Origin of the sequence: Pseudomonas sp. HN11 (assembly GCF_021390155.1) — a bacterium.
GTDB lineage: Bacteria > Pseudomonadota > Gammaproteobacteria > Pseudomonadales > Pseudomonadaceae > Aquipseudomonas.
In genome coordinates, this window is sequence record NZ_CP089985.1 from 4441731 (window position 1) to 4461279 (window position 19549).

Below are 19549 nucleotides of genomic sequence, written 5' to 3' on the forward strand. Positions count from 1 at the left end.
TCAGGGCACCGCTGTTACATCAATGCGATACGGCTCAAAAATCTTCAGCATCTCGCCATCATCGCGCAAACGCTTGAGCAACGCGCAAAACGCCTCCCCCGTGATCGGCGCCTTCGGGCGCAGCAAGGCGTAGTGGTGGTAGACCTGATCGATGCGTTCCGACACCAGGAACTGCCCGGCCATATCGGCATTGCGCACCATGAAATCACTCAAGTACGAACGCGTCACCAAGGCAATATCTGCACGCCCGCGCGCGACCATCAGCAGGTTGCTGTCATGGGAGTAGGTCAAGGTGGCGTTGAAGTGCTCGGCCATGTTCTTGGGGTCGGGATTGAAGTTGGCGAAGGCGTAGTGATAACCGCTGAACACGGCCAGACGCTTACCCTTGAGGTCAGCGAAATAAGTCTGATCACGACCGGGCTCACGCTGGGCGACGAAAATTTCGGCGTCTTCCAGGCCCATGTCGACGGTGGTGTGAGGAATTTCCTGCCAGCCCCAATCAGGGTTTTCGAAGATCGCCATATCGATTCGACTCTGCTCGAAATCGCGAAAACGCCGGGGGATTGAGGTAGGCACCAACACAAATCGGTAGTCGGTCTGCGAGGCGTTCAGTGCCTCGACCAATTGCGGCAGCAACCCGGTGTCGGCGCCCTGCTCCGGGCGCACGGTGTACGGAGGAAAATGCGCCGCGCCGATGCGCACCAACTGCGCCGCCGACGCCGGCACACACCACGCGGTGCCCAATGCCCAAAAGGTAAGTCCTGCAGCCAGCCGCCATGGCGAAAACATCAAGGCACACACCGTTCAAAAACGCTAATGGCGATAAGCTAGGCGTTTTCGTCTGGCGAGACAACTTTCTACCGGCAAATTAATAGCTTGCACCTCAATCGGCTTTCAGAACCATCAGCAGCGCTTCTTCGGCCAACTGCTCAAGCGTCAGGCTGCCCTCGGCGCGGAACCAAGTGGTGGTCCAGGACAAGGCACCGGTAAGGAAACGCCGGGTAATAAATACATCGCCACGGATATAGCCCGCGTCCTTGGCCTCGCCCAACACTTGCAGCCACAGCGCCTCATACACATCACGCAGGGCCAGCACCTGGGCCTGGCCTTCGGCTGACAGCGAGCGCCATTCGTACACCAGCACCGCCATCGCTTCGCCACTGCCGCCCATGATCGACTGCAACTCGCAGCGGATCAGCGCCAGCACACGTTCGCGTACGTTGGTGGCCTCCTCAAGGGAGGCTCGCATCATCGCGGTATTGTAGTGGATGGTTTCTTCCATCACCGCGCGCAGGATCTCGTCCTTGCTCTTGAAGTGATGAAAGATGCTGCCGGACTGGATGCCCACGGCGCTGGCCAGGTCACGCACGGTGGTGCGCTCGAAGCCCTTGTTGCGAAACAAGTGGGCCGCAGTTTGCAGCAGCTTGCCCCGGGCGCTGTCGGGGTCGGTCAATTGGCCGCCATCGACCATGGTGCGCATCACCCGCAGGGCTTTATGCTCATCCATGCCTCTCTCCTCTACTTCCACGGACGTCTTGGCCGGCAATTTAGGCTGTGGCGGACACCCAAGCAAGCGCTTGGCTAAAACTTGTGCCTGGCGTTTACAAACCAAGCGCTTGCTTGGTAGTCTCACCCACAGCTATCAGAGGAAGGACTTCTCATGAGCAAGACGGTTCGTATCGGCTGTGCCAGCGCTTTTTGGGGCGACACCTGCACCGCCGCAGCCCAACTGGTCCACGGCGGCCAGCTGGATTACCTGGTCTTTGACTACCTGGCGGAAGTCACGATGTCGATCCTGGCCGGTGCGCGCATGAAAGATCCCCAGGCCGGTTACGCCATGGATTTCGTCGAAGTGCTCACGCCACTGCTGGCGGATATCCAACGCCAAGGCATTCGCGTGATCAGCAATGCCGGTGGCATTAATCCCCAGGCCTGCGCCGCCGCCCTGCAAGCAGCCTGCGACAAGGCAGGCACTGAACTTAAAATCGCCGTGCTGCTGGGCGACGACCTGAACCCCCAACTCAAGCAACTGCACACCATCACCGACATGTTCAGCGGAACACCGCTGCCGCCGATGTGCGTGTCCGCCAATGCGTACCTCGGCGCGCCAGGCATCACCCAGGCGTTGGCGCTGGGCGCGGATATCGTCATCACCGGCCGCGTGGTGGACAGTGCAGTGGTCAGCGCGGCACTCGTGCATGAATTCGACTGGTCCTGGCAGGACTATGACCGCCTCGCCCAAGCTGCATTGGCCGGGCATATCATCGAGTGCGGCGCGCAATGTACCGGCGGTAATTTCACCGATTGGCGCGACGTGCCAGATTACGAACACATCGGTTTTCCCATCATCGAAGTCAGCGCCGACGGCCAGTTCACCGTCAACAAGGTGGACGGCACCGGTGGGTTGATCAGCGAACTCAGCGTGGCCGAACAGCTGCTGTATGAAATCGGTGATCCGCGTGCCTACCTGCTACCGGACGTGATCTGCGACTTCAGTCAGGTCAAGCTGCAGCAACAAGGCAAACACTGCGTGCGCCTGCACGGCGCCAAGGGCTTGCCGCCGACCGATCAGTACAAAGTCAGCGCCACTTACCCGGACGGTTTTCGCTGCACCGCCAGTTGCCTGATCGCCGGAATCGATGCGGTGGCCAAGGCCGAGCGGGTCAGCCAGGCGATCATCAACAAGACCTCGGAGCTGTTCAGCCAACACGGCTGGGCGCCGTACACCGAGGTCAATATCGAACTGCTGGGCAGCGAAGCCACCTATGGCGCCCAGGCCATGCGCCAGGACTGTCGCGAAGTGGTGGTGAAACTGGCGGTGCGTCACCCGAGCAAACAGGCCCTGGTGTTGTTCGCCCATGAGATCGCCCAAGCCGCCACCGGCATGGCACCGGGCCTGACCGGTATCGTCGGCGGAAGGCCGACCGTGTACCCGTTGATCCGGCTGTTTTCATTCCTGATCGATAAATCCGCCTGCGCATTGGTGGTCGACTTCCTGGGCGAACGCCACACCTGCACCCTGCCGGTTGCCGCCGCCCCCGCTCTGCCCGAAGCACCGATTGACCCACCCAAGCCCCAAGGCCGTGCCGACGCCAGCGTGCCGCTGGTGAAACTGGCCGTGGCGCGCTCCGGCGACAAGGGCAACCACAGCAACATCGGCGTGATCGCTCGCCATCCAGACTACTTGCCATGGATCGCCGAGGCGCTGACACCAGAAGTGATTGTCGACTGGATGAGCCACGTCCTGGACCCGATGCACGGTCGCGTCGAGCGTTGGTATTTGCCGGGAAGCCACAGCCTCAACTTCCTGCTGGAAAACGCCCTGGGCGGCGGCGGCATCGCCAGCCTGCGCATCGATCCACAGGGCAAAGCCTTCGCCCAGCAACTGCTGGAAATCCCCATTGCAGTGCCGCAACACATCGTCGATCAACTCACATAACAGGAGCGTTGCCGTGGCCTTCGACTCGATCTTCAAAGCCGACCTGTTCCAGGGTCACACCGTGATGGTTACCGGCGGCGGCAGTGGCATTGGCCGCTGCACGGCTCATGAACTGGCGGCTTTGGGCGCCCAGGTGATCCTGGTGGGGCGCAAGCCGGAAAAGTTGGAGAGGGTCGCGGCGGAAATTGCCGAAGATGGCGGCGTTGCGCGGTGGGGCGCTTGCGATATTCGCGACGAAATCAGCGTCACCACACTGGTCAGCCACCTGATTCAACAATACGGCCCGATCCACGGCCTGGTGAATAACGCCGGCGGCCAATACCCGTCACCGCTGGCTTCAATCAACCAGAAAGGCTTTGAAACCGTAGTCCGCACCAACCTTGTCGGCGGCTTCCTGATGGCCCGCGAAGTGTTCAACCAATCCATGAGCCAACATGGCGGGGCCATCGTCAACATGCTCGCGGACATGTGGGGCGGCATGCCTGGCATGGGTCACTCCGGCGCGGCACGTGCGGGTATGGACAACTTCACCAAGACTGCCGCCTTCGAGTGGGGCTACGCCGGGGTGCGGGTCAACGCCGTAGCACCGGGCTGGATCGCCTCCAGTGGCATGGACACCTATGAAGGCGCGTTCAAGGCGGTGATCCCGACCTTACGCGAACACGTACCGCTCAAGCGTATCGGCACCGAATCGGAAGTCAGCGCGGCCATCGTGTTCCTGCTCAGCCCCGCCGCCGCCTTTATCAGCGGCAGCACCTTACGTATCGACGGCGCGGCCAGCCTTGGCGGCCGCGCCTGGCCGTTGCACAAGGCACACGCGCCGAGCGAGCCCTTCAATGGCTTTCATCGCGCCTATCTGCCGGATGTGCTCAAGGCGGAGAAATAGACCATGCCGGTAATCGAGTCCTTGATCGACGCCCACAGCGCCCAATTCGCACAAAACCGTGCCGCGATGCTGGCAGTCATCGCCCAACTGCACCAGTTGGAAGGCAACCTGCTGAGCAAGGCCCAGGAATCCAAGCCCAAGTTCGATAAGCGCGGCCAACTGCTGCCCCGCGAGCGCCTCAACCTGTTGCTGGACCCCGGCGCGCCGTTCCTGGAGCTGGCCAGCCTGGCCGGCTACAAGCTGCACGACGACAAGGACGGCAGCGCCGCCGGTGGTGGATTGATCGCCGGCATTGGCTACGTCAGCGGCGTGCGCATGCTGGTGGTGGCCAATAACAGCGCGATCAAGGGCGGTACCATTTCTCCCACGGGCTTGAAAAAATCCCTGCGCCTGCAACAGATCGCCATGGAGAACAAACTGCCCGTGGTGACCCTGGCCGAAAGCGGCGGCGCCAACCTCAACTACGCCGCCGAGATTTTCGTCGAAGGCGCGCGCAGCTTCGCCAACCAGGCGCGCATGTCAGCCATGGGCTTGCCACAGATCACCGTGGTGCACGGCTCGGCCACGGCCGGCGGCGCGTATCAGCCGGGGTTGTCGGATTATGTGATAGTGGTGCGCGGCCGGGCCAAGCTGTTCCTCGCCGGCCCGCCGCTGCTTAAAGCCGCGACCGGCGAAGTAGCGACAGATGAAGAACTGGGCGGCGCCGAGATGCACGCACAAACCGCCGGCACCGCCGAATACCTGGCGGAAAACGATGCGGACGGCGTGCGTATCGCACGGGAGATCGTTGGCCTGCTGCCTTGGAATGATCGCCTGTCACTGACGCCAAAACAGACCTACGCAGAGCCTCTGTATCCCATCGAAGAACTGCTGGGCCTGATCCCCGACGACCCGAAAAAACCCTACGACGTCCGCGAGATCCTCGCACGCCTGGCCGACGGCTCGCACTTCCTTGAATTCAAGGGCGAGTTCGATGCTCACACCGTCTGCGGGCACCTGCACATCCAGGGCCGTGCGGTCGGCGTGATCGGCAACAACGGCCCGATCACGCCCAAAGGTGCGAGCAAGGCCGCGCACTTTATCCAACTGTGCGACCAGAGTCGCACGCCGCTGCTGTTCCTGCACAACACCACCGGCTTTATGGTGGGCAGCGAGTCGGAGCAGCAAGGCGTGATCAAGCACGGTGCGAAGATGATCCAGGCGGTGGCCAATGCGCGCGTGCCTAAACTGACGATTGTGGTCGGCGGTTCTTATGGCGCCGGCAACTATGCGATGTGCGGGCGCGGCCTGGACCCGCGCTTTATCTTCGCCTGGCCCAACAGCCGCACGGCGGTGATGGGGGGCGCGCAGGCCGGCAAAGTGCTGCGGATCGTCACCGAGGCCAAGCAATTGAAGGACGGTCTGGTGCCGGATCCCAAGGTGCTGGACATGCTGGAGCAGGTCACCGCGCAGAAGCTCGACAGCCAGTCCACCGCGCTGTACGGCAGCGCGAACCTGTGGGATGACGGACTGATTGATCCACGGGATACGCGGACCTTGCTGGGCTTTCTGCTGGATATCTGCCACGAGGCCGAGCGGCGTGAGTTGCAAGCCAATACCTTCGGTGTAGCGCGCTTTTAGGAGAACAATAAAAATGATCTTTACCCAGGAACACCAGGAACTACGCCGCACCGTCCGCGCCTTCGTCGACCGCGAGATCAACCCCCATGTGGACGAATGGGAAAAAGCCGGGCGCTTTCCCATCCACGAAGTTTTCCGCAAGGCCGGCGACCTCGGCCTGCTGGGTATTTCCAAACCGGAGAAATTCGGCGGGATGGGCCTGGACTACAGCTACTCGATCGTCGCCGCCGAGGAGTTCGGTACCATCCGCTGTGGCGGCATCCCCATGTCCATCGGCGTGCAGACCGACATGTGCACCCCCGCCCTCGCCCGCTTTGGTTCCGATGAGCTGCGCGATGAATTCCTGCGCCCGGCCATCAGCGGCGAGCAGGTCGGCTGCATCGGCGTTTCGGAAACCGGCGCCGGCTCCGACGTGGCCGGGCTCAAGACCCATGCGCGCAAGGACGGCGACGACTACGTGATCAACGGCAGCAAAATGTGGATCACCAACTCGCCCAGTGCCGACTTCATCTGCCTGCTGGCCAACACCTCCGACGACAAACCGCACATCAATAAGTCGCTGATCATGGTGCCGATGAACACCCCCGGCATCAGCGTCAGCGTGCCCCTGGAAAAGCTCGGCATGCACAGCTCCGAGACCGCCCAAGTATTCTTCGACGACGTGCGCGTGCCCCAGCGCAACCGCATCGGCCACGAAGGCGCAGGGTTCATGATGCAGATGCTGCAGTTCCAAGAAGAACGCCTGTTTGGCGCGGCCAATATGATCAAGGGCCTGGAGCATTGCATCGACAGCACCATCGAATACTGCAAGGAGCGCCAGACCTTCGGCAAGGCGCTGATCGACAACCAGGTGATCCACTTTCGCCTGGCCGAACTCGCCACCGACATCGAATGCCTGCGCGCGCTGGTCTACCAGGCCACCGAGCAATACATCAAGGGCCAGGACGTGACGCGCCTGGCCTCCATGGCCAAACTCAAGGCTGGCCGCCTGGGCCGCGAAGTCAGCGACAGTTGCCTGCAATACTGGGGCGGCATGGGCTTCATGTGGGACAACCCCGTGGCCCGCGCTTACCGCGATGTGCGCCTGGTGTCGATCGGCGGTGGCGCCGACGAAATCATGCTGGGCATCATCTGCAAACTGATGGGCACCTTGCCGGGGAAAAAATCATGAACACCCTGCTGCTCGAACCGCACAACGGCGTCTTGCACATCACCCTCAACCGGCCGGAAAGCCGCAATGCGATGAGCCTGGAAATGGTCAATGAACTGCGCAACGTGCTGGCACAGTTGGACAGCCAGACGCGGGCCGTGGTGATCAGCGGCGCAGGCGGGCATTTTTGCGCCGGGGCGGATGTGAAAGACCTGGTCAAGGCGGGCAATCAATTGCAGGCGCTGAACCGGGCGTTTGGCACCTTGCTGCAGGAAGTTGAAGCCGTGCCGCAAGTGGTGATCATGGTGCTGCAAGGCGCGGTGCTGGGCGGCGGTTTTGGCCTGGCGTGCGTGAGCGATATCGCCATTGCCGATCACCAGGCGCAATTCGGCCTGCCGGAAACCAGCTTGGGCTTGTTGCCGGCGCAGATTGCACCCTTTGTGGTCAAGCGGATTGGCCTGACCCAAGCGCGACGCTTGGCACTGACCGCCGCGCGCTTTGATGGTGTTGAGGCTGAACGACTGGGCGTCGTGCACTTTACCGAGCGCGATCCGCAGTCGCTGGCAGAACGATTGGATGAAGTGTTGGGCCAGGTGCTGAAGTGTGCGCCAGGCGCCAATGCACGGACCAAAGCGCTGCTGCTTGCGAGTGTGGATGAGCCGCTTGAGGCGGTCCTGGATCGAGGAGCGCAGTGGTTTGCCGAGGCCGTGAGGAGCGAGGAAGGGATTGAGGGGACGCAGGCGTTTGTGCAGAAGCAAAAGCCAGGGTGGTGCAGATGACGCCTTCGCGGGCAAGCCCGCTCCCACATTTTGACCGAGTTCGACCACACAACACCGGTCGGCTACCAGGCCGCCGCGCTTTTGCTTTTGATCTTGGGCGCCCCGTCAACTAAATAACGGATATGTACCCGGAGCAAGAAATGCCACAGCTCACCAAAATCCTCATCGCCAACCGTGGCGAAATCGCCTGCCGCCTCCAGCGCACCGCCCAGGCCTTGGGCTATCGCACCGTGGCCATCTACAGCGACGCCGACGCCCAGGCCCTGCATGTGCAGATGGCTGACGAAGCCGTGCACATCGGTCCGGCCCCTGTCCAACAGTCCTATCTCAATATCGCAGCGATTCTGGAGGCAGCGCGCAAAACAGGCGCCGACGCCATCCACCCCGGTTACGGCTTCCTCTCCGAAAACCCCGACTTCACCCGCGCCTGCCAGCAAGCCGGCCTCACCTTCATCGGCCCCAGCGTTGAGGCCATCGAACTGATGGGCAGCAAACGTCTGTCCAAACTCGCCATGCTTGAAGCCGGCATCCCCTGCATCGCCGGCTACCAAGGCAGCGCCCAAGACGACCTCACGTTCCAACAAGAAGCCGAACGCATCGGCTACCCGCTGATGATCAAAGCCAGCGCCGGGGGCGGCGGTCGCGGCATGCGCCTGGTCCACCACCCTAAAGATCTGCTGGACAACCTGCACATCGCCCGCTCAGAAGCCCAAAATGCCTTCGGCAGCGACGAACTGATCCTCGAACAGGCCTTGATCGACCCGCGCCACGTCGAAATCCAGCTGTTCGGCGACAGCCACGGCAACCTTATTTACCTCGGCGAGCGCGACTGCTCGATCCAGCGCCGCCATCAGAAAGTCATCGAGGAAGCCCCTTGCCCGGTCATGTCGCCCGAACTGCGCCAAGCCATGGGCGAAGCCGCTTTGAAAGCCGGGCGAGCGGTGAACTATGTCGGCGCCGGCACCGTGGAATTCCTGCTCGACCGCCACGGCCGGTTCTACTTCCTGGAAATGAACACGCGCCTGCAAGTGGAGCACCCGGTGACCGAACTGATCACCAGCCTGGACCTGGTGGACTGGCAGTTGCAGATCGCCGCTGGCCAACCACTGCCGCTGACACAGGCCGACGTCACCCTCAGCGGCCACGCCATGGAAGTGCGCCTGTACGCCGAAGACCCGGCCCAAGGCTTCCTGCCGCAAACCGGTGATGTATTGCACTGGGAGCCTGCCGCTGGCGTACGTATCGACCACGGCGTGATGGAAGGTCAACGCATCAGCCCGTTCTACGACCCGATGCTGGGCAAGATCATCGCCCATGGCGCCACCCGAGAAGAGGCGCGACGCAAATTGCTCCGGGCGGTGGAGGACACGGTGCTGCTGGGGGTCGCGACCAATCAGCCGTTGCTGGTGGATTTGCTCAAGCATCCGGACTTTGTCAGCGGCGCGTTCAGTACCGGGTTTATCGCTGAGCACTTCAGCGAAGTCCCGCCCCTGACGCCGTCAACAGAACAGTTGGTCCTTGCCGCTGCTCTGTTTTACCAGCACAGCGCCAACCAGCATCCCCAAGGCCTGGCGGGATGGCGCAACAACGCCAGCGCGCCTTGCACCTATCGCCTGGAGGTCAACGGCGACATCCACACCGTCAGCGCTGAACCGCTGGAACTGACCACCGACGGCCGTCACGCCACTCTGGTGTTCAACGGTATCCGGCGCCGCATCGCCTATCATATCGACGCCAACCAGCTGTGGCTGCCGGGCCTTAAGGTGATCAACCGAACCCAGCAAGTCGCCAGCCGCCAGGCCGCCACCAGCAGCGGCACGGTTCAGGCGCCGATGGACGGTGCGATTGTCGATGTGCGCGTCAGCGCCGGTGACAGCGTCACCAAGGGCCAACTGCTGCTGGTGCTCGAAGCCATGAAGATGGAGCATCCGCTGACAGCCGGTATCGACGGTGTGATCAAGGGCGTGCAGGTAATCGCCGGTGACCAGGTGCGTAATCGTCAAGTTTTACTCGAGATCGTCTAGCCCCTAGGCGGAACTACAGGGCCGGGCTACGCTCTATCCCCAACAGAAAGGGAAGAGTACGGGAACCTGCGCGATGCCTCATTGGCTGATTATTGACCTTGAAGCCACAACGGATGAAGGCGGCTGGCCCGTGACGGAGATGGAAGTCATCGAGATCGGCGCGAGCCTGGTCAACCGCCAGGGCCGCGAGCTGGATCACTTCCAGCGCTTTGTGCGGCCGCTGCGCCGACCATTGCTGACGCCCTTCTGTCGCCAACTGACCCACATCACCCAGACCAACATCGATGGCGCCGCGCCGATTACCGAAGTGTGGCCGCTGTTCGAACGCTGGTTGGGCCAGCATCAGCCGCGCCTGGAAGGCTGGGCCAGTTGGGGTGACTACGATCGCAAGCAACTGGAACTGGAATGGCAACGCCATGGCCTGGCCAGCGCACTCGCCACCACGCCCCATGTGAACCTCAAGCAGCGCTTCGCCAAGGCCCGGCGCCTGGACAAGCCCCTGGGACTCAATGGCGCCCTGCAACTGGCGGGGATGCAGTTCCATGGCCAGCAGCATCGGGCACTGGAAGATGCACGCAATACTGCGCGCCTGCTGCCGCTGATATTGCCGGTCTAGGCAGCTCCCCTGCCCTTGGGCATACTGGCCGACCTTTCCAGACCCTTTTCCGAGGAATCGCCCATGTTTAAAGTCAACGAGTACTTCGACGGCACCGTCAAGTCGATCGCTTTCGGCACCGCAGAAGGTCCGGCGACCATCGGCGTCATGGCCCCCGGCGAATACGAATTCGGCACCGCCCAGCGTGAAATCATGCACGTGGTGTCCGGCGCCCTGACCGTCAAACTGCCTGATGCCAGCGAGTGGGAAACCTTTGCCGCCGGCAGCCAGTTCAACGTGCCGGCCAATAGCAAGTTCCAGTTGAAGGTCGCCGTGGACACCGCTTACCTGTGCGAATACCGCGGCTAAGGGTTTCTCGGCTGCAAAAAAAATGCCCGTATCCCAAGAGACGGGCATTTTTTATGGGCGGGCGTACTGACTCGGCGCGACCCCGACATACCGGCTGAACGCCACGCTGAAGGCGCTGGTCGAGCCATAGCCCACTCGCTCGGCGACGTTACCGACCGCCAGCCTGTTCTCGGCCAGCAATTGCTTGGCGATCTGCATACGCCACCCCAGCAGATACGCCATCGGCGCAATGCCCACCACCCGCGTGAAACGCTCGAAGAACGCCGAGCGAGAAAGCGCTGCCACCTTCGCCAATTGGTCGACCGTCCAGGCGTGGCCGATACGTGCGTGGATCTGCTTCAGCGCCGGAGCCAGTCGCTCATCCTCCAAGCCTCGCAGCAGCCCCGCCGGGGCATCGCCCGTCGCCGCCGAACGCATGGCTTCCACCAGCAACAATTCCACCAGCCGCGACAGGACGAACTCACTGCCCGCTCGTTGTATGACGCACTCCTCACCGACCATGTTCACCAGCTGGGACAGGCGGGCCGAGTCGCGTACGTGAACCACCGTGGGCAACAACGACACCAGCAAGCCCGGATCGGCGCAGTCGAACACGAACGAGCCGCCCAGCGAACGCATCTGCGGCGCCCCCTCTGGCTCGCCGTAACGCACCTCGCGATGGACGCTGGCGACTTGATGGGGGTCCATCTGCACCGCGGGTGCAGGCGCAAAGCTCGACAGGGTAAAGGCCGGCGTGGTGGGCAACAGGACAAAATCACCGGCACTGACCGCAACGGGCGCGTGCCCTTCGACCGTCAGCAGGCAACTGCCCTCCAGCATGACGCAGAAACTGGGCAGGCCGAATTCCGTGTAATGCACGGCCCAATTGCCCTTGCCGCTGATGGGGTTGGCGAACGCCGCGCGCGGGTGCAGCAATCGAATGACTTCGGACAGAGGATCGGCCATTTTTGGACTCCCACTAAACAGATGCAGACGTTACATCATCGATCATCCACCAAGATTTCTCTATCGTGGCCGACGAATCAACCAACGACTGGAGCGTCCCATGAAAAGCGTACTGATTACCGGCTGTTCCTCGGGCTATGGCCTTGCCACGGCCCGTTACTTCCTGGCGCAGGGCTGGAAAGTCATCGCTACCCTGCGCACACCGCGCGAAGGCCTGCTACCGACGTCGGACCACCTGCGCGTGCTTGCGCTGGACGTGACCCGCCCCGGCAGCATCGCACAGGCGCTTGAGGCTGCCGGTCCCATCGACGTCCTGGTGAATAACGCCGGCATCGGCTTACTCGGCGCATTCGAAGCTACCCCCATGGCCACTGTGCGCGATGTGTTCGAAACCAATACCTTTGGGGTCATGGCGATGTGCCAAGCGGTGATCCCGCAGTTTCGCGCGCGCCGGGCCGGGACGATTGTGAATGTCACTTCCAGCGCAACGCTGGCGCCCTTTCCCCTGGTGGCGGTCTACACGGCCAGCAAGACCGCGATCGAAGGGTTTTCCGGGTCGCTGGAACTGGAACTCAAGGAGTTCGGCGTGAACATCAAGGTCGTCCAGCCTGGCTACGGCCCCACCACGCGCTTCACCAGCAATGGACAGCAGCGGATGCAAGGCCTGATTCCAGAAGCCTACGAACCGTTTGCCCATCGCGTGTTCGCCTGGGCAACCAACCCCACCGCGGCCACGCAGGAGAGTGATGTGGCGCAGGGAGTATGGCGCGCTGCCAATGATACGTCTGGCCAACTGCGCTTTGCAGCCGGCGCGGACGCCCTGGCCCTGACTCGCTAGCGCTTATTCGAGAATCGTCACCGGCATCCCGACTTCCAGGCGCCCGATGCCATCGTTGACCAGGTTCTGACCGAACATTGCGCCATTTTCAGTCTTGCGGTAGGCCTCCAGCGTCGCGAAGGGTTCGCGGTCGGCACTGCGTTCACCGGTCTGCGGGTCGATGGTGGTGAGGATGCAGCGCGAGCACTGCTTGACCACTCGGAACTCCACATCGCCGATGCGCAAGCGTTTCCAGCCGTCCTCGGCAAAGGCTTCGCCGCCTTCGATCACCAGGTTGGGACGAAAACGCAGCATTTCCATGGGCCGGCCAATGCGTTGCGAAAGGTCGTCCAGCGAGGCCTGGCCGATCACCAGCAGCGGGTAGCCGTCGGCGAACGCGACCTGATCATCGTCCTTGCCATAACCGGCTTCGGTGGTGCGGGCGCGCTCGAGGGGGATCTGCACCAGGCGTGTCGGTTTACCGATAAAGTCGCTGACCCAGGCGGCGGCCTCGTCGCCCGCATCCGGCACGCGCAAGGTGTCGCGCCAGATGGTCACACCGCGTAGCTCCGCGTCGCGGCCAGGCAGCGCCACGTCCAGCGGCGTGTAGCCCGGCGAACTCAGGGCGAGCCCCCCGCTGCTGTTCCTCAGGGCCGAGAGTTGGCTCATCTTCGCTACCGCGCGCTGGGTGAGAAAGCGCCCACTGGCTTCATCCACCAGCATCCAACGTCGATCCCCGTCCAGCCCGAGTTTATCCAGGCCGACTTGCTGCAATATCTCGGCCTTGCCGGACTTCAAGGGGTAACGGTACAGCGCGCTGAGACGAAGCATGGGCCTGCATTCCTGAGGGGCAAAGCCATCACCCTAAGGGTCAAGCAGGCACTTCGTCCAGCATCAGACGCTGACGCACCACATCCACCAGCTTATCGGGCTGGAATTTGGACAGGAAGTTGTCGCAACCGACCTTCTTCACCATCGAGTCGTTGAAGCTGCCCGACAACGAGGTGTGCAGCACCACATACAGGCCACGCAGGCGTGGGTCGTTGCGGATCTCGGTCGTGAGGCGGTAGCCGTCCATCTCGGGCATTTCGGCGTCGGTGAAGATCATCAGCAACTTGTCGGTCATCACCTGGCCGCTGTCGGCCCAGGCCTTGAGCATGTTCAGCGCCTTGAGGCCGTCGCTGGCGATGTGCATCTTCACGCCCAGTTGGCCGAGGGTGTCGCGCAGTTGCGAGAGGGCCACATTGGAGTCGTCCACCAGCAGCACTTCGCGACCACGGGCACGCTCCAGTACCGGGTCTTCGAGTTTTTCACGGGAGACCTTGGCGTTGTACGGCACGATCTCGGCCAGGACTTTTTCCACGTCGATGATTTCCACCAACTGGTCGTCAACCTTGCTGATGGCCGTGAGGTAATGCTGGCGACCGGCGCTGGTCGGGGGCGGCAGAATGGCTTCCCAGTTCATGTTGACGATGCGGTCCACGCCGCCTACCAGGAACGCCTGCACTGAGCGGTTGTATTCGGTGACGATAATAGTGCTGTTGGGGCCCGGCACCAGCGGACGCATGCCGATGGCCTGGGACAGGTCGATCACCGGCAGGGTCTGGCCGCGCAGGTTGACTACACCGCACACGAACGGGTGGCGCTGGGGCATCAAGGTCAACTTGGGCAGTTGCAGGACTTCCTGCACCTTGAACACGTTGATCGCGAACAGCTGACGCCCGAACAGGCGGAACATGAGGATCTCCAGGCGATTCTCACCCACCAGTTGCGTGCGTTGATCTACCGTGTCGAGAATGCCAGCCATTAAAAGCTCCTGATGCGCTAAGGAATTGTGCAGCTCACTTAAGCTCGTTATCGGCGGCAAGCGCCAGACCTTGACCCCTGTAAAATGCCACGTAAATCCATTGATGTCACACTGACATCATGGTTTACTGCGCAGGCCTCTCCAGATAGCGGTACAGCGTCCTTGCGCGACATTCAGTTCGACGCAAGGTTCCGCTATGTAAGGGATTCCCCTATGCACAATCAGGCCCAACCTGATATTCGCAATATCTAATAGCCATTAATGTGACGCCATTCTCAATGCATGAATGGAGTCAGGCTTTTGTTCGCCATCCCAAGCCCTCGGCCCACAGGCCTTTCAGACATTCAAATGTCGGCAACTGAAGGTGTGCGATTGACCCCATTCACGAGGGTCGCGCACAGCCGTTGCCGTCACTCTAATAAAGCTCCTACTGAAAATTCAGAAGCAACCTACAGATTTCAGTCATATTTCAGCGCTACTTTTAAGCCATTCACTCGGTGCGGCATCTCATCACCCGACCTTAAGTTGTGGAGACTTGTATGATGAACAGCGCAAATGAATGGCAAACCACACTGCCCCAGTTCTTGCTTGAAGCAGAAAAGCTGCTGGCAAAATCGGAAGAGTGCCTGAACCATCTGCACCTGATTCGCGACGACAGCGACGCCATCGACTGCATGAAAACCAGCTTGAGCAAACTGGCCGAAAAGGCTGACAGCCTGGCTCTGCAGGCGATCAGCGAGTTTTCCCGGCATATTCAATACCTGATTGCCAACGCCGTCAGCCCCATGCAGCTGCATGATCAGGCGTTGGACGCCTTGCACGCGTGCCTGACATTACTGGCGTGGCAACTGGAACTGATCGACACCCGCACCGGCGAGCTGAGTATGGATGAGAGTGAGCAAGCAACATTGATTGCAACCGTGACGCTGCAGATTCCGCAAAAAGATTTCAGTTATAAACCGCAGCAACGTATGCACCACGCGTCTTAAGCGGATAGTGGGTCGCGTTTAAACCTGAAGTTATCTGAAAACGACACAACCGATACATCCAGCGGAATTGAAACGCAAAGACAAAAATATCAATTAGTCATTAACGGTAATATCGATACAACTCAACTGAAATAATATAATCCCCCTACTTCATGAACTCTGGGAATACCGCCCGGAGCATTTGCGCGGTTAATAACCCCGGCAGGCAAGGCACCAGGCGACCAACGGTAATAGTGGTGGTACTATACCTCGCTCGAAGTGACTCAACTTCATCATGCATAAAAACGATTCGATAACGCGTCCCAAACAGAGCCCTGTCAGCCGCCGTGACCGGACTTCCCGCAGCGAACCTTCATTGGCTCCATCCGCTATGTACGCCTACCTCAAGACACTCATCGCAAGGTCCGCGTCCCGCAGCAATGCACGCCGTCTGATCCTTGCCCTGTGCCTTGGCTCGCTGCTGCTGAGCCTGTGGGCCTACAGTTTTTCTGCGGCATTGCCGCTGCTGGTGGTACTTAACCTGGCAACACTGTTGGTGCTCGGCCTGCAGCAATGGCACTCGCGTAAATCCATCAAGTTCCAGCCCCAGGAACTGGCTGATCGCCTGCTGCAAGTGCAGGAAAACGAACGCCACCGCCTCAGCCGCGAACTGCATGACGACATCGGCCAACTACTCACCGCCGCCAAGTTGCAAAGCGAATGGCTCAAGCGCCGCCTGCCTGAAGACCTGCAAAGCCAGTGCACAGTGCTCTGCAACACTCTGAACGAAACCCTGGCCAAAGTGCGCGACGTCTCCGCCATCCTCAACCCCCGCCAGTTGGCCAGCCTGGGCCTGGAAGCCAGCCTGCGCGCGCACCTGCTCAAGACCCTGGAAAACACCCCCGTTCACTGGAGCCTGGAATGCCAGCAACGGCTGACCGGCATCCCCGAAGAAATGGCCGTCGCGGCCTTTCGCATCACCCAGGAAGCGGTGACCAACATGCTGCGCCACGCCCAGGCGCGCAATCTGCTGGTACGCCTGCAACGCTTGCCCGAAGGCCTGTCACTGACTATCTGCGATGACGGCCGGGGCTTTTCGCCGGCGATCAACCCTGGCCTGGAAGGCCAACGGGGCATGGCCGGCATGTCCGAGCGGATCGATCAGCTTGGCGGTACGTTGTCCGTCAGCAGCCAGCCAGGCCAAGGCACACGGATCGAAGCGCTTTTCCCCTGGGCGCCCCGCGCCCTCGAACGGGCCAGTTCCCCTAAGGTTCTTGAGTGACCTGCACATTACTCCTGGTGGATGACCATGCACTGATCCGGGCCGGCGTACGCGCGCTGGTCCAGGATATCCCCGGCTACACTGTAATCGGCGAGGCCAGCGATGGCGCGCAGTTGCTGGAGCAGTTCAGCGGCCTGCTGCCGGATATCGTGCTGTTGGACCTGTCGATGAAACACACCGGCGGGCTGGATGCGCTGCAACAACTCAAGCGCGCCTATCCCAAAAGCAAAGTACTGATCCTGTCGATGCACACTGACCCGGAACTGATCATGTGCGCGCTGGAGTCCGGCGCCCATGGCTACCTGCTCAAGGACACCACCGCCAACGAGCTGGAACACGCCTTGCTGGCCCTGCACAATAACGAGCGCTACCTGAGCCCTGCGATTGCCCACACGGTAATCAACCAGGCACTTGTGCGCAGCCAAGGCCCCACCACCCCGGCCGGCCACACCCACAATCTCACGGCGCGGCAACTGGAGATCCTGCGTTTGATTGTGCGCGGGAAGTCGACACGGGAAATCGCCCACGGCCTGGGCCTGAGCATCAAGACCGTGGAAGCGCACCGCTCACAGATCATGAAACGCCTGCAGATTTTCGACGTGGCGGGCCTGGTGTTATTCGCGGTGCGCGAGCAGATCATCAGCCTGGATGACTAACGGCGAACCCACCGGCAGGTGCACGCGCAAAGCCTTGGGCAGGGCTTCGAAGTGCAGGTCATCGCCCTCCAGCGGCTCGCCATCCAGATTGATGTACAGGCCTTGCGCAACCTTGATGTTCACCCACGGCAGCCGTGCCCGGACAAACATGGTGTCCAGGCCCCAGCCGTTGTTCATCAACTCACGCAAGGTACCGACCACTTCCTGAGGCGCGGGCAAGACGCTGACATCCAGCAAGCCATCATCGGCCATGGCGCCTGGGCATAGCTCATGTCCACCGCCCGCCTGGCGACCGTTGCCGATGCCCAGAGCGAGCAACTCGCCTTTCCAATGGAAATCGGGGCCATCCAGTTCGGCGTAGGCGGCCTTCAACTCACTGAACCGCGTCAACCCCGTGAACAGGTAGGCGGCGCCGCCCAGGACCTTTTTCAAATCTTCGGAGGTGTTGGCGGTGACCTGGCTGCCGAAGCCGCCGGTGGCCATGTTGAGGAAGATCTGCCCGCCAACCTGGCCGAGGTCGATGGCCTTTGGCGGCACGTCCAGCAGCGCCAGGGCCTGGGCAGGCTCCAGCGGCACGCCGGCGGCCTTGGCAAAGTCGTTGGCGGTGCCCAGGGGCATGAGCACCAGGCTGGCGTCGGCCTTGGCCTGGACCATGGCTTCGGCGACGTCACGCAAGGTGCCGTCGCCGCCGCCGGCGATAATGTGGGTGTAGCCTGCGCTGAACGCCTCACGCACCAGGCGCTGGGCGTCGCCGCCCTCCCACGTAACCCGTACCGCCAGCTCCCAACCCAACTCACGCCGAGCCTGCACGGCTGCGCGCACGTCCTCGTTGAGGGCTTGCTTGCCGTGGAGGATCAACAGTGCCTTGGGGCTGGTCATAGCGGGCTTACTCCTGGATTCAAGGGTGCATGAAGGATGTGGACCTTTGGCAGCCGGAAAAAAGCCATGGGCAAGGCAAATTAATTGGCTGCCCTAGAAATTATCCATCACGTTGCACATCGAGACCTTGCCCACCGACGTCGGTTCGATCCGTACCCATTGCTTGCCGTCCGCCGGCAACTCGTCGAGCAGGAACGAGCAATCCGCCGACATTGACGCCTGCACCATGTAGTCGCGCCCGGGCTTGGGCACAAAGGTCATGGTCTTGGCGCACTGGCGGGGGTATTGCAGCCGCCCCAGGTAATGGAACGCGATCGGCTTGCCCGCTGGCACCACCAACTCGGACGTGACCGCACCGGCCCAGGAGTAGATCGGTCCGGGCATGCCGAGATTTTCGCCGTTGTGATCGGGGAAACCGGCTTTCACCGAGGCCATCACCCCGGCGCCCGGCACGTTCCAGTCCAGGCAGTCACGCCCCGGCACCGCGCGCACCAGACCGTCGGTGACGACACGCACCCGAGCGGTTTCACCGCTTTGCGGCGGCACGTAGCCGGTGGACAGCGAACGGATGTTGGCCACCTGGCCGCAACCGCCCAGGGCCAGTAACACAACAGGCATCACCATTGAACTTCTCATCAGCCGTCCTTTCGCATCGGGGGGAATTTACGGCTGGCGACAATTCTGCTTGACCGACAGGTGCGGCGCCGGCTCGTAGCTCACGCGCTGCAAGCCGTCAGCGTCCTGGAACAGGAAGTACTTTACGCGGCAGTCCTTGAACATCGACGAATAACCCTCCGCGCGAAAGCCCTGGCCATCGACCTGTTTGGTCACGGTGTTGTTGCGGCTGACCACGGCGAGTACCTTCTGGTAGCTGTCGCCCATGTTCACTACCGGCTCACCGGTAACGGCCGCCGACGAGGCGCAACCGCCCAGGGTGGTTGCCGCCAGCACCAGTGCGGCGCCGTACAGTCCATTGCGTAGATCGGTCATTCCTTGTTTCCTTTTAGTGATGAATTAGCGGCGGCCTTCGCACACCGGCGATTCGCCAATACGGCCCAGCTTGCACAAGTCCAGGTTGTCCTTGCGCTTGAAGCCTGCGTCTTTCATGCAATAGAAGTGCTTCAATTCCGCATCGATCGAGCCGTTGCCTGTACCCGCGACATTGGGGTAACCGCACGCGAGCATGGCACTCTTGACACCCTCGACCGAGACCCCGCTCTTTTGCCAGTTGGTAAAGTCCGGCGGCGGCGGTTGAAAGCCCCTGCCCGTGCAGCCGATCAATAAAAAACCGCAAGCACTGAACAGTAGGCTTTTGCTGAACATGGCGTTCTTC

The 19549-nt window shown here is 61.5% G+C and carries 21 protein-coding genes; 12 read left to right on the forward strand and 9 right to left on the reverse strand.

The features are described from left to right. Both LVW35_RS20185 and LVW35_RS20190 read right to left on the reverse strand, forming a co-directional pair. Positions 1 to 789 (reverse strand): substrate-binding periplasmic protein, encoded by a 789-nt coding sequence (locus tag LVW35_RS20185; RefSeq protein ID WP_233891747.1) that lies wholly within the window; start codon positions 787 to 789, stop codon positions 1 to 3. A 94-nt stretch (positions 790 to 883) separates the two neighbouring features. Continuing rightward, positions 884 to 1507: a TetR/AcrR family transcriptional regulator gene (locus tag LVW35_RS20190; protein WP_038844366.1), complete on the reverse strand. Its 624-nt coding sequence runs from the start codon at positions 1505 to 1507 to the stop codon at positions 884 to 886. Positions 1508 to 1660: 153 nt separating this feature from the next. On the opposite strand from LVW35_RS20190, the gene LVW35_RS20195 reads away from it, so the two are divergent. From LVW35_RS20195 to ppnP, 8 genes are all read left to right on the forward strand, one after another. Then, the gene (locus LVW35_RS20195; protein WP_233891748.1) at positions 1661 to 3439 is read left to right on the forward strand and encodes an acyclic terpene utilization AtuA family protein; all 1779 of its coding nucleotides are present in this window, start codon (positions 1661 to 1663) and stop codon (positions 3437 to 3439) included. Positions 3440 to 3452: 13 nt separating this feature from the next. Continuing rightward, entirely contained in the window at positions 3453 to 4325 is an 873-nt protein-coding gene (locus tag LVW35_RS20200; protein ID WP_233891749.1) for an SDR family oxidoreductase, read from the forward strand. A 3-nt stretch (positions 4326 to 4328) separates the two neighbouring features. Continuing rightward, entirely contained in the window at positions 4329 to 5945 is a 1617-nt protein-coding gene (locus LVW35_RS20205) for an acyl-CoA carboxylase subunit beta (protein ID WP_233891750.1), read from the forward strand. Between the two features lie 13 nt (positions 5946 to 5958). Then, positions 5959 to 7116: a citronellyl-CoA dehydrogenase gene (gene atuD, locus LVW35_RS20210; RefSeq protein WP_233891751.1), complete on the forward strand. Its 1158-nt coding sequence runs from the start codon at positions 5959 to 5961 to the stop codon at positions 7114 to 7116. Then, positions 7113 to 7874 (forward strand): enoyl-CoA hydratase/isomerase family protein, encoded by a 762-nt coding sequence (locus LVW35_RS20215; RefSeq protein WP_233891752.1) that lies wholly within the window; start codon positions 7113 to 7115, stop codon positions 7872 to 7874. The genes atuD and LVW35_RS20215 overlap by 4 nt, the downstream gene beginning before the upstream one ends. Positions 7875 to 8014: 140 nt before the next feature. Then, the gene (locus LVW35_RS20220) at positions 8015 to 9898 is read left to right on the forward strand and encodes an acetyl-CoA carboxylase biotin carboxylase subunit (protein ID WP_233891753.1); all 1884 of its coding nucleotides are present in this window, start codon (positions 8015 to 8017) and stop codon (positions 9896 to 9898) included. A gap of 73 nt (positions 9899 to 9971) precedes the next feature. Then, positions 9972 to 10514: an exonuclease domain-containing protein gene (locus tag LVW35_RS20225; RefSeq protein WP_233891754.1), complete on the forward strand. Its 543-nt coding sequence runs from the start codon at positions 9972 to 9974 to the stop codon at positions 10512 to 10514. Positions 10515 to 10577: 63 nt separating this feature from the next. Continuing rightward, positions 10578 to 10862: a pyrimidine/purine nucleoside phosphorylase gene (gene ppnP, locus LVW35_RS20230; protein WP_010208796.1), complete on the forward strand. Its 285-nt coding sequence runs from the start codon at positions 10578 to 10580 to the stop codon at positions 10860 to 10862. A 51-nt stretch (positions 10863 to 10913) separates the two neighbouring features. On the opposite strand, the gene LVW35_RS20235 is transcribed toward ppnP, so the two are convergent. Beyond that, positions 10914 to 11807, reverse strand: a complete 894-nt coding sequence (locus LVW35_RS20235; RefSeq protein WP_233891755.1) for an AraC family transcriptional regulator — start codon at positions 11805 to 11807, stop codon at positions 10914 to 10916. Positions 11808 to 11907: 100 nt separating this feature from the next. Here LVW35_RS20235 and LVW35_RS20240 point away from each other — a divergent pair, with 100 nt between their 5' ends. Further along, complete coding sequence (locus LVW35_RS20240) at positions 11908 to 12645, forward strand: SDR family oxidoreductase (protein WP_233891756.1); 738 nt, start codon at positions 11908 to 11910, stop codon at positions 12643 to 12645. Between the two features lie 3 nt (positions 12646 to 12648). Here the strand turns inward: LVW35_RS20240 and LVW35_RS20245 are convergent, their stop codons facing one another. Both LVW35_RS20245 and LVW35_RS20250 read right to left on the reverse strand, forming a co-directional pair. After that, on the reverse strand, positions 12649 to 13455 hold the full coding sequence (locus LVW35_RS20245) for an MOSC domain-containing protein (protein ID WP_233891757.1): 807 nt from the start codon (positions 13453 to 13455) through the stop codon (positions 12649 to 12651). 40 nt (positions 13456 to 13495) lie between these two features. Next, positions 13496 to 14431 (reverse strand): chemotaxis protein CheV, encoded by a 936-nt coding sequence (locus LVW35_RS20250; protein WP_010208794.1) that lies wholly within the window; start codon positions 14429 to 14431, stop codon positions 13496 to 13498. 539 nt (positions 14432 to 14970) lie between these two features. On the opposite strand from LVW35_RS20250, the gene LVW35_RS20255 reads away from it, so the two are divergent. From LVW35_RS20255 to LVW35_RS20265, 3 genes are all read left to right on the forward strand, one after another. Further along, positions 14971 to 15420, forward strand: a complete 450-nt coding sequence (locus tag LVW35_RS20255) for a hypothetical protein (RefSeq protein WP_233891758.1) — start codon at positions 14971 to 14973, stop codon at positions 15418 to 15420. A 370-nt stretch (positions 15421 to 15790) separates the two neighbouring features. Continuing rightward, entirely contained in the window at positions 15791 to 16681 is an 891-nt protein-coding gene (locus LVW35_RS20260; protein ID WP_233896524.1) for a sensor histidine kinase, read from the forward strand. After that, positions 16678 to 17337, forward strand: coding sequence for a response regulator transcription factor (locus LVW35_RS20265; protein ID WP_233891759.1), 660 nt, complete (start codon positions 16678 to 16680; stop codon positions 17335 to 17337). Before LVW35_RS20260 ends, LVW35_RS20265 begins: the two co-directional genes overlap by 4 nt. Here the strand turns inward: LVW35_RS20265 and yegS are convergent. The 4 genes from yegS to LVW35_RS20285 form a co-directional block, all read right to left on the reverse strand. Further along, positions 17296 to 18216, reverse strand: a complete 921-nt coding sequence (gene yegS, locus LVW35_RS20270; protein ID WP_233891760.1) for a lipid kinase YegS — start codon at positions 18214 to 18216, stop codon at positions 17296 to 17298. The two genes, LVW35_RS20265 and yegS, sit on opposite strands and share 42 nt — an antisense overlap. Before the next feature lie 93 nt (positions 18217 to 18309). Continuing rightward, positions 18310 to 18852 (reverse strand): hypothetical protein, encoded by a 543-nt coding sequence (locus LVW35_RS20275; protein ID WP_233891761.1) that lies wholly within the window; start codon positions 18850 to 18852, stop codon positions 18310 to 18312. A gap of 27 nt (positions 18853 to 18879) precedes the next feature. Next, positions 18880 to 19206 carry a hypothetical protein gene (locus LVW35_RS20280; protein ID WP_233891762.1) on the reverse strand — a complete coding sequence of 109 codons (327 nt, stop codon included), beginning with the start codon at positions 19204 to 19206 and terminating at the stop codon, positions 18880 to 18882. Positions 19207 to 19230: 24 nt separating this feature from the next. After that, the gene (locus LVW35_RS20285) at positions 19231 to 19539 is read right to left on the reverse strand and encodes a hypothetical protein (protein ID WP_233891763.1); all 309 of its coding nucleotides are present in this window, start codon (positions 19537 to 19539) and stop codon (positions 19231 to 19233) included. Positions 19540 to 19549 lie beyond the last annotated feature (10 nt).